Source organism: Evansella tamaricis, from assembly GCF_019042215.1.
GTDB lineage: Bacteria > Bacillota > Bacilli > Bacillales > Salisediminibacteriaceae > Evansella > Evansella tamaricis.
Genome location: NZ_JAHQCS010000151.1, coordinates 55945 through 69894, shown reverse-complemented (window position 1 = coordinate 69894; position 13950 = coordinate 55945). Strand labels below are relative to the sequence as shown.

General features: G+C 36.6%; 16 protein-coding genes. 11 read left to right on the top strand and 5 right to left on the bottom strand.

Features of this window, described 5'->3' with window-relative positions; all coding sequences use genetic code 11:
• Together KS419_RS18840 and KS419_RS18835 are read right to left on the bottom strand one after the other, a co-directional pair.
• Positions 1 to 144 carry a hypothetical protein gene (locus tag KS419_RS18840; RefSeq protein ID WP_217067937.1) on the bottom strand — a complete coding sequence of 48 codons (144 nt, stop codon included), beginning with the start codon at positions 142 to 144 and terminating at the stop codon, positions 1 to 3.
• A 16-nt stretch (positions 145 to 160) separates the two neighbouring features.
• On the bottom strand, positions 161 to 1297 hold the full coding sequence (locus tag KS419_RS18835; protein WP_217067936.1) for a zinc-dependent alcohol dehydrogenase: 1137 nt from the start codon (positions 1295 to 1297) through the stop codon (positions 161 to 163).
• A gap of 439 nt (positions 1298 to 1736) precedes the next feature.
• On the opposite strand from KS419_RS18835, the gene KS419_RS18830 reads away from it, so the two are divergent.
• From KS419_RS18830 to KS419_RS18810, 5 genes are all read left to right on the top strand, one after another.
• Positions 1737 to 2516, top strand: a complete 780-nt coding sequence (locus KS419_RS18830; RefSeq protein ID WP_217067935.1) for an alpha/beta fold hydrolase — start codon at positions 1737 to 1739, stop codon at positions 2514 to 2516.
• Complete coding sequence (locus tag KS419_RS18825) at positions 2513 to 4093, top strand: UDP-N-acetylmuramoyl-tripeptide--D-alanyl-D-alanine ligase (protein WP_217067934.1); 1581 nt, start codon at positions 2513 to 2515, stop codon at positions 4091 to 4093. Before KS419_RS18830 ends, KS419_RS18825 begins: the two co-directional genes overlap by 4 nt.
• A gap of 12 nt (positions 4094 to 4105) precedes the next feature.
• On the top strand, positions 4106 to 5302 hold the full coding sequence (locus KS419_RS18820; protein ID WP_217067933.1) for a D-alanine--D-alanine ligase family protein: 1197 nt from the start codon (positions 4106 to 4108) through the stop codon (positions 5300 to 5302).
• A gap of 128 nt (positions 5303 to 5430) precedes the next feature.
• A complete protein-coding gene (locus tag KS419_RS18815; protein WP_217067932.1) occupies positions 5431 to 6585 on the top strand; it encodes a PQQ-dependent sugar dehydrogenase in 1155 nt (384 codons plus the stop codon).
• 123 nt (positions 6586 to 6708) lie between these two features.
• A complete protein-coding gene (locus KS419_RS18810; protein ID WP_217067931.1) occupies positions 6709 to 7644 on the top strand; it encodes a glycerophosphodiester phosphodiesterase family protein in 936 nt (311 codons plus the stop codon).
• Between the two features lie 137 nt (positions 7645 to 7781).
• Here KS419_RS18810 and KS419_RS18805 read toward each other — a convergent pair whose 3' ends face one another.
• Entirely contained in the window at positions 7782 to 7982 is a 201-nt protein-coding gene (locus KS419_RS18805) for a class I SAM-dependent methyltransferase (protein WP_217067930.1), read from the bottom strand.
• Positions 7983 to 8144: 162 nt separating this feature from the next.
• Here KS419_RS18805 and KS419_RS18800 point away from each other — a divergent pair, with 162 nt between their 5' ends.
• Positions 8145 to 8777 (top strand): hypothetical protein, encoded by a 633-nt coding sequence (locus tag KS419_RS18800; protein ID WP_217067929.1) that lies wholly within the window; start codon positions 8145 to 8147, stop codon positions 8775 to 8777.
• Positions 8778 to 8835: 58 nt separating this feature from the next.
• Here the strand turns inward: KS419_RS18800 and KS419_RS18795 are convergent, their stop codons facing one another.
• Positions 8836 to 9612, bottom strand: coding sequence for a hypothetical protein (locus KS419_RS18795; RefSeq protein WP_217067928.1), 777 nt, complete (start codon positions 9610 to 9612; stop codon positions 8836 to 8838).
• A 362-nt stretch (positions 9613 to 9974) separates the two neighbouring features.
• Here KS419_RS18795 and KS419_RS18790 point away from each other — a divergent pair, with 362 nt between their 5' ends.
• Entirely contained in the window at positions 9975 to 10232 is a 258-nt protein-coding gene (locus tag KS419_RS18790) for a YuzF family protein (RefSeq protein WP_217067927.1), read from the top strand.
• Positions 10233 to 10315: 83 nt separating this feature from the next.
• On the opposite strand, the gene KS419_RS18785 is transcribed toward KS419_RS18790, so the two are convergent.
• Positions 10316 to 11239, bottom strand: a complete 924-nt coding sequence (locus tag KS419_RS18785; protein WP_217067926.1) for a polysaccharide deacetylase family protein — start codon at positions 11237 to 11239, stop codon at positions 10316 to 10318.
• A gap of 274 nt (positions 11240 to 11513) precedes the next feature.
• Here KS419_RS18785 and KS419_RS18780 point away from each other — a divergent pair, with 274 nt between their 5' ends.
• From KS419_RS18780 to ytkD, 4 genes are all read left to right on the top strand, one after another.
• Positions 11514 to 12308, top strand: a complete 795-nt coding sequence (locus tag KS419_RS18780) for a formate dehydrogenase accessory protein FdhE (protein WP_217067925.1) — start codon at positions 11514 to 11516, stop codon at positions 12306 to 12308.
• Complete coding sequence (gene mobA / locus KS419_RS18775; RefSeq protein ID WP_217067924.1) at positions 12305 to 12931, top strand: molybdenum cofactor guanylyltransferase; 627 nt, start codon at positions 12305 to 12307, stop codon at positions 12929 to 12931. Before KS419_RS18780 ends, mobA begins: the two co-directional genes overlap by 4 nt.
• 12 nt (positions 12932 to 12943) lie before the next feature.
• Complete coding sequence (locus KS419_RS18770) at positions 12944 to 13153, top strand: twin-arginine translocase TatA/TatE family subunit (protein WP_217067923.1); 210 nt, start codon at positions 12944 to 12946, stop codon at positions 13151 to 13153.
• 158 nt (positions 13154 to 13311) lie between these two features.
• Positions 13312 to 13815, top strand: a complete 504-nt coding sequence (ytkD, locus tag KS419_RS18765) for an RNA deprotection pyrophosphohydrolase (protein ID WP_246594273.1) — start codon at positions 13312 to 13314, stop codon at positions 13813 to 13815.
• The last annotated feature ends 135 nt before the right edge of the window (positions 13816 to 13950 follow it).

Here is a 13950-nt window from a genome sequence, read left to right as displayed (position 1 = left end):
TTATTCTTTAATTCCTTCTAACCATTCTTTGTAACAATCCATACATAAAGTTTTTTCTACGAAATCGGTAGATTGGACGAAGGAAACATAATGAGTATAGGTATCTTCACCTATCTGATTATCGCAATAGAAACATTGTTCCAATGGAAAGTCTCCTTCCTTAAGGTTTCAAGATAACTTTGATGCAATCATCATGTTTTTCATCAAAGACGTCATATCCATATTCTGCTTTCTCTAGAGGAAGGCGGTGAGTAATAATGTCAGTGGGGTCATATACTTCATCAACAATCTGTTTGTATAACTCAGGTATATAATGAATAACAGGGGCTTGGCCCATCCGTAAGGTAATGTTTCGTGCAAAGAAATCACCGAGCGGGAACAAATTATATCTTGTTCCATACACACCTACTATGCTGACAATTCCCCCCTTGCGGACTGCCTGACTTGCCATAACAATTGGCCCCATTGTTCCTCCCTGTAATTTAAGGGCTGTTTCTACCATTTCAACGGCACTCTTTTTCCCGTCCATTCCTACGCAATCAATAACAGAATCAGCACCACCTTGTGTAATCTCTTTGATATGTGAGCCAAGACCGTCATATTTTGTAAAGTCGAGTACTTCCACATTGTTTGTCCTTTTCGCATGTTCAAGCCGATACTGAACGTAGTCCACAGCAATGACTCTCTTTGCTCCTTTCAGCCATGCAAACTTTTGAGCCAATAATCCAACAGGTCCGCAGCCTAGTATTACAACAGTATCCCCATTTTTAACTTCGGCCTGTTCCACACCCCAATAGGCGGTAGGAATAATATCTGAAAGAAATAGAAGTTTTTCATCTTCTAGTTCACAGTTCTCCGGGACTACAAAAGGTGTAAAATTCCCGTACGGAACTCTGAGTAATTCAGCTTGTCCCCCAGGATAACCGCCAAAGGTATTAGAATAACCGAAATAAGCACCAGCTTCCCCATTTGGATTTGAGTTATCGCATTGGCTCTCTAACTCATTCTTACAAAAAAAACATTCTCCGCAAGCAATGTTAAATGGGATTATAACACGATCCCCTTTTTTTACTTTTGTTACTTCTGGTCCAACATCTTCTACAATTCCCATTGGTTCATGACCAATAATATATTCTTCTGGAAAATTTGGAATCATACCGTGAACTAAATGTAAATCCGAGCCACAGATTGCAGTACTAGTTATTTTCACGAGGATATCATCTTTTTTTTCCAGTTTAGCATCTGGAACCTCTTTCACTTTCACATCTTTTATTCCTTGATATGTTACGGCTTTCATTTGTTTAACTCCTTCTGGAAAGTAGTTGCATACATTTGAATAATGGTATGATTTGCAACTTTGAACCAGAATATGAGGAAAAGACAACTTCAAAATTTTGTAAGTTTGTACTATACGACCACATTATAGAAATTAGTTCAATTAGCATAGTAACAATGGCTGTTTATTGACTATTTTCATAACCCCGTAAGGATTAAAATATGATAAGATGAGATTCGAAGTATTGAAGAACATTGAATTATGGATGCTATTCACATACTTCTCCATTATTGAATAAATAAAAACTAGGCATACAACTACGAAAGGTTTCAGTTTCCATCCTTACTGGTGTAGAATATAAAGGATGGGTAAAAAGTGATTTATAAAGTCTTAAATCTATAGTTAATTCCCAAGCTGTATATCATAAGTACTGAATCTGTAATGGTAAGGGGAGTAAAGAATGTTTATTTCGATAAATGATATGAACTTACACTATAAAATGGAAGGGGAAGGATCTCCAATTATTTTATTACATGGTTGGGGTGCTAATATTCAAGCATTTGCTCCAGTCCATAACCATCTTGCAAAGTTTCATCGAGTTTATACGTTGGATTTGCCAGGGTTCGGGGAAAGTCAAGAACCTCCAGAAGCATGGGGAGTGGAGGATTTTACTGATTTCCTTCATGCTTTTATTGAAAAATTGGATATTAAAAATCCTATACTAATGGGACATTCCAATGGTGGTCGAATTTCTATTTTATACGCTTCGAAATATGGGGGAGTAAAAAAATTAATTTTAGTGGACAGCGCAGGAGTAAAACCAAAACGAAAACCTTCCTATTATTTTAAAGTTTATTTTTATAAAACATGTAAACAGGTTTTGCGTCTTCCAATTTTAAATAGATACCGTGATGATATACTCTCAAAAATAAAAGGAAGAGTTGGATCAACGGATTATAAAAATGCAAGTGGTGTGATGCAGCAGACGATGGTAAAAGTTGTAAATGAAGATTTGCAGCACCTGATGCCTAAAATATCCGTACCAACCCTTTTAATATTTGGGGAGAATGATACAGCAACACCAGTATCTGATGGGAAAATCATGGAAAGATTGATTCCTGATGCGGGTTTGGTTGTCCTAAAAAATGCAGGACATTTCGCCTATTTGGATCAACTCCAACAGTTTTTAGTCATTGTAGATAAATTTCTAGAAAAGGATAGAGAGGGATCGGTTCAATGATTTTTGGATTATCACTTATACTTATATTGGCTTGGATTTTGCCATTAATTGCCTCAGTTACAAAAAGTATTCATATGCTACAGTTGAACTCATATCGAAATGAAAGATACTTACTTTGGATGTCCCGTAATCGTAACAAAGTATTTCAGAAACGCAGTACGTTGATGATTATTCCTATTCTAATAGGCTTGTTTACCAATGCTCATGTCACGTTTATCTCAGGAATTATTATTTTTGTCTGTTTATTTCTTTTCCGTTCCAGAGAAGTGGAGAAAAAGAAACTCGTTTATACACCAAGGGTTAAGCGTTTGTTAACAGCAACATTCGTTCTTTACGGACTCCTTCTCATCGGTGCCATCTCCCTTTACAGGTTCACAGGGGAAATACCGATGTATAGTTTATTGGCAATAAGTTTGGTGCTGGCTTATTATATTGTATTGCTGGCGAATACCATGAATAAACCAATTGAAAACCGTATTAATGAGTACTATTTCAATGATGCAAAAAATATTATTCACTCGATGAAAGATTTAAAAGTTATAGGGATTACCGGAAGTTTTGGGAAAACAAGTGTTAAGCATTTTATGCATGATATTTTAGCTTCGAAATTTAATGTACTAATGACACCGGAAAGTTTTAATACAAAACTTGGGGTAACTAGGACGATAAGGGAAAAGTTAAAGCCTTATCATGATATTTTCATTGCTGAGATGGGAGCCAAACAAAACGGGGATGTTGAAGAGATTTGTGAACTTGTAGATCAACAGTATGGCGTTTTGACAGCAATTGGTGAACAGCACTTAGAAACGTTTAAATCATTGGAGAACATAAAGAAGACAAAATATGAAATCATTGAGACTTTACCGGAGTATGGTTTAGGTATTTTAAATAAAGATGATCCTAACATCATGGCATATGATCCTAAAAACACGTGTCGTAAAGTTTTTTATGGAATTGAAGCGGATGATGTGGATATAAAAGCGAAAGATATTACTTACAGCAGTAAAGGAATGGAGTTTACAGTTTTATTAAGAAACGGGGAAATTCAGTCATACCGGACTAAACTCCTCGGGAAACACAATGTTTATAATATATTAGCTGGGATTTCCATTGGGTTAGAGTTAGGCATGACACTCAGTGATATGGTAAAGCCTATCCGTGGTCTTGAACCAGTTTCCCACAGACTGGAATTAAAACGAACAACTGGGAATATTACGATCATTGATGACAGCTTTAATTCTAATCCTGTTGGTTCTAAAATGGCTGTGGATGTCCTTAGCAGTATGGAAGGGTTTAGGATGTTAGTCACCCCTGGAATGATTGAACTAGGGGAGAAGGAATATGACTTAAATAAAGCGTGGGCTGTATATGCAGCAGATAAGCTGGACTACATCATCCTGGTTGGGAAAAAACAGACAATTCCATTACAGGATGGTCTGAAGGAAGCAAATTTCCCAGAAGCAAAATTGTATGTAGCAGAAAACTTGCAAGATGCCATTCAACAAATGCACAAAGTGGCACAGGAAAAGACGATTGTTCTGTTAGAAAATGATTTACCTGATACTTTTAATGAATAGGAAGGTGTCCGTATGAAGACGAGAGTGGCCGTTATTTTCGGTGGGATGTCTGTTGAACACGAGGTGTCTGTTATTTCAGCCCTCCAAGCAATACAGAACATGGATAAAGAGAGATATGAAATTATTCCTTTATATATTTCAAAAGAAGGTTCCTGGTACACAGGCGAGGAATTGATAGATATTGAGGAGTATAAAAACCTTAAAGGGTTGCTCCAAAAAGCACAGAAGGTTCAGATTTCAAGGACATCTGTCAATCAAGTCGCTATTCATAAAGACCCTAAGCCGAAGTTTGGTAAAAGCTTTATTAATGAAATTGATGTGGCATTTCCAATTGTACATGGAACATTTGTGGAAGACGGAGTGCTTCAAGGATTCTTGGAGCTTTTAAAAATCCCTTATGTCGGTTGCGATGTTGTATCTTCCAGTACGGGAATGGATAAAGTTATCATGAAGAATGTTTACAGGGATTCAGGATTACCAATCCTTGAATACGTATGGTTTTATTCTTCTGAATGGACAGAGGACCAAGATGCTTTGGTGAAAAAGGTAGAGGAAACATTATCTTATCCAGTTATCGTGAAGCCTGCAAACTTAGGATCTAGTGTGGGGATTAGTAAAGCTACTAATCAGGAAGAACTAGAGGAAGCGGTGGAACTTGCCTCCCAATTTGCATTAAAGATAGTGGTGGAAAAAGCAGTTCAAAATTTAACCGAAGTCAATTGCTCCGTGTTAGGAGATTACGAGTCGGTAGAAGCATCCGTGATTGAACAAGTTTTAGGCAGTGATGAGTTTCTGTCTTATGAAGACAAATATGCAGGAGGATCTTCAAAAGATAGTGGTGCAAGTAAAGGAATGGAATCCACCAATCGTATCATCCCTGCAGAAATCGGTGAGGAGAAAACAAAGGAAGTACAGGAGTTGGCAAAACGAGCTTTCCAAGTACTTGGATGCAATGGGGTATCACGGATCGACTTTCTAATCGACAATGATGATGGGAAAAAAGTATATATTAATGAAATTAACACAATCCCAGGATCATTATCCTTCTACCTTTGGGAACCTTCAGGTAAGCCATATCAACAACTTTTAAACGACTTAATTCAATTAGCGTTAAAAAGGGAACGGGAAAGGAATCAACTCATGTTTTCCATCGATTCCAATCTCTTTTCCCTCAGTAAATTAAGTGGTGGAAAAGGTTCTAAACAATAATAATGAATGTATTCAGATAGAAAGAAAGCCTTGGCATATGTTGCTGAGGCTTTTCCTTTGCATTTTATAAGAATTATGGCGACCATTAACAGTAAGAATAGGTTGTAATACTTCAAAGGGGGAATTTGATGAAATATGTTCTGATCATGTTAATGTTTCTTATTGTAGCAGGGTGTCAAGGGGATATGATTGAGACTGAAAACCTAGAAGAAACATCAAGTAATGACAGTGACAGTGATTCAGATCCAGAGGATATCTCTTCTGAAAATGGTGTCTTAAAAAATGAACCTGATATCTCAGAGATTAAAAGTCAAAACTGGGAATTGGAAGTGGTTGCAGATCAATTAAATATCCCATGGGATATCAATATTAATGACAAGTTTGTTGTTTTGACAGAGAGGGAAGGGACTATCGTTGTTATAGAGGAAGGTACCATGACCAGATATCCAATTCATACTTCTGATCCTATAGCCCATCAAGGGGAAGGGGGGCTATTAGGCATGGAGTTGAAGGGGGATTTCAATGAAAGCGGTCAAGCATTTCTATATTACACCTATTCTTCAGAGATTGGGTTAGCAAATAAGGTTGTGGAAGTGCTTTTTGATGGTGAACGATGGGAAGAGACAGATATATTGATAGAAGATATTCCAGGAGACCGCATCCATAATGGTGGTAGGATAGCGATTGGACCAGATGGATATTTATATGTAACAACAGGGGATGCAAATGACCCTGAGCTATCACAGGAAAAAGATAATTTAGCCGGTAGTATTTTACGTTTGGATATTCACGGAAATGTACCAGAGGACAACCCTTTTCAAGATTCTTATCTTTTTTCATATGGACACCGTAATCCACAAGGGCTAGCTTGGGATTCAAATGGAAAGCTTTTTAGTTCAGAGCATGGTCCCACAGCCCATGATGAAATTAACGAGATTGTATCTGGTAAAAACTATGGTTGGCCTATCATAAAAGGTGATGAGGAACAGGAGGGAATGGAACTCCCCCTTATTCATTCTGGCAATGATACATGGGCTCCTTCGGGTATGACATTTTGGCATGACTATTTAGTTGTTGCTGGGTTAAGGGGACAAAGTCTATATGGTTACGATATGGAATCAGAATCCATGGAAATGATATTCTCAACGGAAGGGCGACTAAGGGATGTGGTTCAGTATGATGGAGATCTTTATGTAATTACGAATAATACAGATGGCAGGGGAACACCTTCCAGTGGGGATGACCGATTACTTAGATTAACGTATTTACCTGAAAATAACTAGTTCTTAGCTAATGAAATCCGCGATATAATAAGAAGACAAGCATATTTTATTGAGTATAATTCGAAAACTAGAAATCAATTTTTCAAACAACAGGATTTCATTAATTAACACTGGGGGGAGACAATGCGTATATCGGTAGTTCACGTACCAAAGTCGAGAAAAAGGACATTCTTTAAGACGATAGGAATGATTTTTGGTGTCATTATTATCATCTGGGCAATCATTTTCATTTTTCCTGTCTCAGAACGACCTGAAAAACCGTTTTTTGAAAAAGACCGTCCTTTAGTAATTGCCCATCAAGGTGGTGAGCATTTAGCACCTTCCAATACTATAGAAGCTTTCCAACAAGCGGTGGATATGGGTGTAGATGCACTGGAGTTTGATATTCATATGACTTCAGATGGACATTTGGTGGCTATTCACGATAACACTGTAGACAGAACTACGGATGGCACTGGAAGAGTAAATGATTTGACTTTAGAGGAAATTAAATCCTTGGATGCAGGTCATTATTTTCAAAATTTACATGGGGAGTATAATTATAGAGGAATGGGTGTAACCATTCCCACAGTGATTGAGTTATTTGAGACTTTCCCTGAAGAACGGTGGGTAATCGAAATTAAGGCAACGAATGACCCGGAATTTCATCTTCCAATTAGTGAAAAACTTTGGTCCTTAATTCAACAATATGGGCTGGAAGATAACGTTTTAATTGCTTCCTTTGACCAAGAAATAAACGCCACTTTTTCAGAGATTTCTGATGGAAGAGTCGCAATGAGTGGAGGCCGTTCAGAAATTACGAAGTTCGTCATTTTTCATAAACTATTCCTCAATTCCTTGTACAGACCAAAAGTAGACGCAGTTCAAATTCCAACGGAAGAAAGTATCTTCAATTTAAAGGATAGGAAACTTCTCCGAGGAGCACATCGGAGAGGCATGGATGTTCACTATTGGACAATTAATGATAAAGAAACCATGAAGGAATTAATTGACCTCGGCGCTGATGGAATTATTACGGATCGGCCTGACTTATTAATAGAGCTTTTAGAAGGAAAGTAAGTTCTTTCATCGAAGCGATGGAGAAAAACAATCATATCCTTGAAGGCACTGAAAAAGTTGTAAGATACTTTTTCAGTGCCTTCATATCCTTAGCTATCTTTTTATTTCGTCATCACAATAATTAGTGCAGGAGAATCTTAATCTTCATTGAGATCTGCTGCAATAACGTGATAACCCTCAAATGCTAAATCAATGGCTTCCTCTCCTGTACCGGCACCCAAATCCAATAGCGAAGTGTGATCATCTATTTCCACCAAATGTTTTATCATAGACAAGGCCTTTTTGTTCTTTTGGAAAACCAGATCATAATATCTACTTAATACTGTGTAAAAGTCCATGATTTCCCCCCTTTTGTTTTATTGGAACATATTTATACAGAAGTGGAAGTGATAAACCTCACATAGGAAACAAGTGACGAGGAGAAGCGATGGGATCTGTAACTAAAGTTCAAGTGATATTCTTGTCGAAACATGTATAATAGAGGTTGAGGGGAGATTGGAATGTTCAAAAAGATGTTCAAGAGTTTTATCATCATGTTTTTTATTTCCTTAATAGGACTACTACTAATTCAATATGTATCTGATTCAATGGAAGAGTCAGAAGAAAAAAAGGATGAAATAATATTCACGTTCGAAGATAAAGACTATATTTATTTTTTGAAAGATGACCAAATAGAGCAAATGATTCGAATGGGAATAAGTTCGTTACACACAATTGATAATTTTTTACTTCCAGCACAACAAAATAGTCAACTATTTGATGAAATACTCTTTGCGTATATTGACCCCCCCACATTAAAGGTAATGAACTTGGCGAGACAAACCTTTCATCAATATCACCGGATTATTCATATTACCGAGGCAAAAGCAGTATTATCAGATCAATACCTTCCATTTGTTGTCCGTTTCCATGGTGGTAACAGACAACTATATGATATTCAGTTGGAACAAAATGAAACGTTCTTCTCTGCGGAAGTAATTGAAATCTTAGGAACTGGTGAGGGGATAAGGGCTTACTTTCCCACAGAAATGTTAGATTTTTCGATTTCTGCTGTATTACATGTTACCGATTCTGATGATCCAGAAAACATTATAACTTTCGAGGTTGAATTTGAGAAATATGTTCTTCCATAAGTAAACCACATTTCAGTTTAAATGAAATGTGGTTTTTAAAAATTTTTTCTTCTCTTTATTATTCTTGTAATAACTCAGGATAATTCTCTACTAAATAAGTTGTTATCTCATCTTCAAAAAGCAGATAAAGACGAAATTGATAATCTTCTTCTGACTCATTTCCTTGTTGTGGATTAGATCGTTCAAAATTTCCCTTTACTTCATTCCAAATATATGATTTCAAATATCTTATTTCCAAACCTCTCACATATAAGGAGTGGTCGGTCAATTGTAATTCATTAAGTAATGTCCTTGTTCGCAAATCTTCACCACTGATGTATCCTTCTTGTTCCACATAGGACAAGAATTCCGATTCGGAATAAGAAAATCCTGATGTTTCATCAGCAACGTTCATCCAGGCAGTTAACTCCCTGGCGACCCAGTCCGCATTATTTTCAACTTCTTCCTCCTCAGCCAATTGATTTCCCAGTAGGTTAAAATAATAATCATTTAAAAGGGCCAGTTGGTAAAAAGAATTCTCACTTGGTTCTTGCAGAGTGTCAGTTATCTCTATTGTTTGAATTGCTTCCAAAGCAAAGCCGGTTAATTCTTCCAGATCATATTCCTCATCCCCCTGAGTTGTTTCGGAAGTGGTACCGGAATCTGGGGCAATATGAATATCTTCTGTAATTCCCACAGTTTCTCCTCCGTCATCTGCTTCATTACCATTTTGCGTAATTGGATATTCCTGTTGGATGTGCTCAGGTTCATTTAAGTAAGAGTAAATTAAGATGGAAGAGAAAGTAACTAACATGGCAGCACCGATAATAATTAATATTTTTGTGTTTTTTGTCATGGTTTCACCTCATAAACTAGAAGGTCGAGCACATATGGATTATCTTTATTATAATTCATATTTTAACTAAACGGAATAGTATTCAAAATGGTATACAATAGACTGAATCGAATAGAACTAAACAGAAATATAGTTGGATAGGTTAAAGGATATATGGTTTGTATGGGTACGTCAAGTTGCTTATCATGTGGTTTCACCTTTATTGTTTTTTACATTTTCCTTGATTTAGCATAAAAAATAATAATTCTTTCTCCAAACTGCCTCTATTTCTAATTGAAAGTGTTATTTATGTGGGATATTTGCCCACACCAACTTGTTTTCTGGGCATACAATGACATAGCAGGAAAGAGGAGGGGAAAGTTATGTATGAACAGAATTATGCATACCAAAATCAAGAGAGACATGGACACGGTAGCGAAGTAGAATATGTATCATTATATGATCCTTTCGTCGTACAAAGTTTGCAGAATATTATAGGCAGGGAGATTGTCGTGGAAACAAGTAAAGGAAGTGTCCGTGGTAAATTAGCAGATGTAAAGCCAGATCACGTTGTAGTGCAAACAAAGGAAAGTACTTTTTTTGTTCGCATTCAGGAAGTTGTTTGGGTAATGCCTTGCTAATACGATTGATAGAGTTAGAAAAATGGAGTGGCCATTGCAGCCATTCCATTTTTAAATATTGTTTTATCGCTTGTTTTCTTATCCTATTCTATTAATTCATAATCGGTCAAGTGCACGAATTTAAATCCCCTTTCCTTTAGTAAAGGAATAGCATCAATTACTCCTTGTGCCGTTCCGCTGGAAGGTTGGTTCATGTGGAGGAGTGCAATGGAACCTGGATTAGAATGGATTAGCGCATTTTTTACCTGTTCAGCACTGAAAGTTGCTCCAGCATCTCCTAAGATGTCATAATTTACGGCTTTCATACCAAGATCTTCCACAATTTGAACAGAGATATCATCGTAAAAGGCAGTTCCTGAACGGAAAAAAGACGGATATCTACCAGTAATCTCAAAGATTAAATACTGGTTATCCATTACCTCGTTGATAACTTCATTAACAGAAGTTGTTCCTGAAATTCCCCAGGCTGTTTTTCCATGGATGGATAATGGTAAATGTTCGGTACCATGATTTTCTATAGAAAAAAGTTCATCTTTACTTAAGTCTATAAAGATTTCTTCATTCTCATGGATCCAACGGGCGTTGATAAATAAGGTGGCAGGAATTTGTTCCTCACGCAAAAAGGAAATCAGTTTCTCATCATAACCACTGCCATATGGACCACCACACGCATCAAAAGTTAAGGCAATTACTTTTTGATCTGTGTTCATCCTATTTCTCACCTTAGGTATTTTTTCGCCCCACTCTGAGGCAGTTAATGTTTTTGTGTTCCATTTTTCCTGAATAGCATTCACATCAATCTCTTCCTCCTGATGAAGAATTGGAATGGTAGGATAAAGATTCCTCTCCTCTTTGCTTAACGAAAGGTGATCTCCTGCTGGTCTAGAGAAAGGGGGACTGGATTCCCTTTGGTTAATGTGAAAAAATATGGTTATTAAAATGATAGAAACTACAGGAATCAAAATAAGTATTCTTCTATTTTTATGATGCAGATTGTCACTCCCCATTACAGAAACACACCTCATTCATGGACATCATTTCCTCTTCAACGATATAATAGATCATAGAGTTTCTACTTTTTATAGTAAAGAGTTTTTATCCTTCAAGTAAAGTATAATATGAAAAAGATTAAAATAGTTTGTCGATTGACGAATGCAAGGAATCTATAAACGCCTAAAATATCCTATAATCAAGCCTTAAGAAACTAAATTTTATTCTAAATAACATGGGAAAAATCTTAAATGACTAATTCTAGAAGGTAAATCACAGTGAGGTGTAATGATGGAACCAAATGTAGTGAGTGAAGAATATTTAAACTTACAAACAGGGATTATGGAGGAACAGAAAAAATTTAGAACTTATTTGAAGAAGGATTTGTCTTTGGATGTGGAAAAAGGAGAGCTGAACCTGGAGATTCCTGTTTTGCCACAACTTACCTCTCCACCAGTCACGATTCCTCTGTTTAGGGAAGCGTTAGACCGAATTAGTTTCGTCTTTAAAGATCACCAACCGAAGATTGCAGAAGATATTATTCAAGTTGTGAAGGGGCTTACAGACGAGGAAGTGAAAAAATGGATTAAAGGGAGTATTACTTTTAATATGGATTACTTTACATTGTTTTCCAAAGGTACTCCTATAGAACCATCCCTGCTACATTTTGTTGCAGAACAAGCGTTACGCCCTTTCATGCAAGTACTTGGGGAAAAATGCAGTACCTTTATAAATGAATTAGATGTGATGGGGACATGTCCTTGTTGTGGAGAACCACCACGGCTTGCATTATTAGAAGAAGATGGGGATAAGCATCTTTATTGTCCACGGTGTGAAACTAAATGGAAGCAGAAGAAATTGCAATGTGTCCATTGCGGAGATGATCGTCATGAGAATTTATTTTACGTAACTATTGAAGAGGACGCAACCTCTAAATTAGAAGTTTGCAAAACATGTCAAAATTATTTGAAACTGGTGGTAGAAGATATAAATGGAGAAGAAAAACAAGCCACACTTTTGGATTTAGAGACGATACATTTGGATTTTATTGCTCAACAAGAAGGATTTGGTGATTCTAATTCATGAGGGAAGAACAACTTAGTCCGAATGGAGATATTACAGGAATTATTTTAGCAGGGGGAAAATCAAGCAGAATGGGTAAGAATAAAGCATTACTCCCCATTCAAGGTGTTATTACTATTGAAAGATTGAAGAGAGAATTAGAAAAGACTGTATCTTGTGTTATCGTAGTCGCAAATGATGTTAACCAGTACTCTTTCCTGGAAATTGCTATTGTAGGGGATATTGAAAAAGGGAAGGGACCATTAGGGGGAATCCATTCCGGACTCTCGGCTTCTCATACAGAATGGAACCTCATATCCGCTTGCGACATGCCATTTGTAAATCTAACAATAATAGAAGGATTGAAGCTGGAACTTAAAGAAGAGTACGACGCCATTATTCCTAAAATTAGGGGACAAATTCATCCCCTATTTGGCATGTACCGTAAATCGTCGCTGCCAATAATTAGACAATCTTTAATAGAAAACAGACTTCGGATAATTGATATATTGTCTCAATGGAGAGTAAGATATGTAACAGAAGATGAATTTTTAGGATTAGGTTTAAATGAACTTGAGTTGGAAAAAGCTTTTTATAATATGAATTATCCAGAGGATTATCAAAGGATAATTCAGTCAGAGATGTGAGGGAGTAATTATATGTTATCAAATATTGGTTTACCTGGTCTTATCGTAATTATTGTATTAGCACTGATGATTTTTGGCCCAAATAAATTGCCTGAACTTGGACGGGCCCTTGGAATTTCTATAAAGGAATTTAAGAAGACTACAAAAGAATTCACTGGGGATGTAACAGAACAAATCGATGAGGTTAATAGGGATGTTAAAAAAATTACCGATTTGAAATAAAACAATAAATTGATAGAAATGTTTTCTATGACTTGATCTGTTTATATTTGTTTTACTTGGGTAGTATTAAGGGCAATATAGAACAAATTAGTTAATTTTGTATTTCCATCATTCAGGATAATAGTATGCTACAATTTCCTTAAGGAGGTTGGACGGGCATGGGTATAAAACAATTTACGGATTTCTATAACAATAGAGTGAAATTCTCCACAGAGGATCATCCCTTTTCAACAGATCCAAAGCATGTTTGGGTTGTGTCTCAGTTTCGAGGGAATTGGTTGTTAACCATTCATCCTTCAAGGGGGTTGGAATTTCCTGGGGGGAAAGTGGAAGAAGGGGAATCTGCTGAAGATGCGGCAAGGAGAGAAGTTTTTGAAGAAACTGGCGGGAAAGTAAAGGACTTATTTTATATTGGACAATATCAAGTAGATGGGAAAAGTGAAACAGTTATAAAAAATGTTTACTATGCTATCGTAGATGAAATCGTTACGAAAAGTAATTATTTTGAAACAAAGGGTCCCAAGATAGTGAAGAGCTTCCCGATCGACATTCGAAATAATTACGAATTTAGTTTTATTATGAAAGACCTTGTGCTTGAACTAAGTTTAACAGAAGTCATCCGTCGTTTTCCGCTACATATAAATACGGTCCCTATCAGTTAATAAATGAGAGGGTGTCCCAAAAGTTTGTCTTTTGGTGGCACCCTCTTCTTTATAAGGTAAACTTTACAGTGATTACTCGAAATTGCTACAGGCGGACGCTTTCACACAAGGTACAAGTGCAACATCTGCTCATTC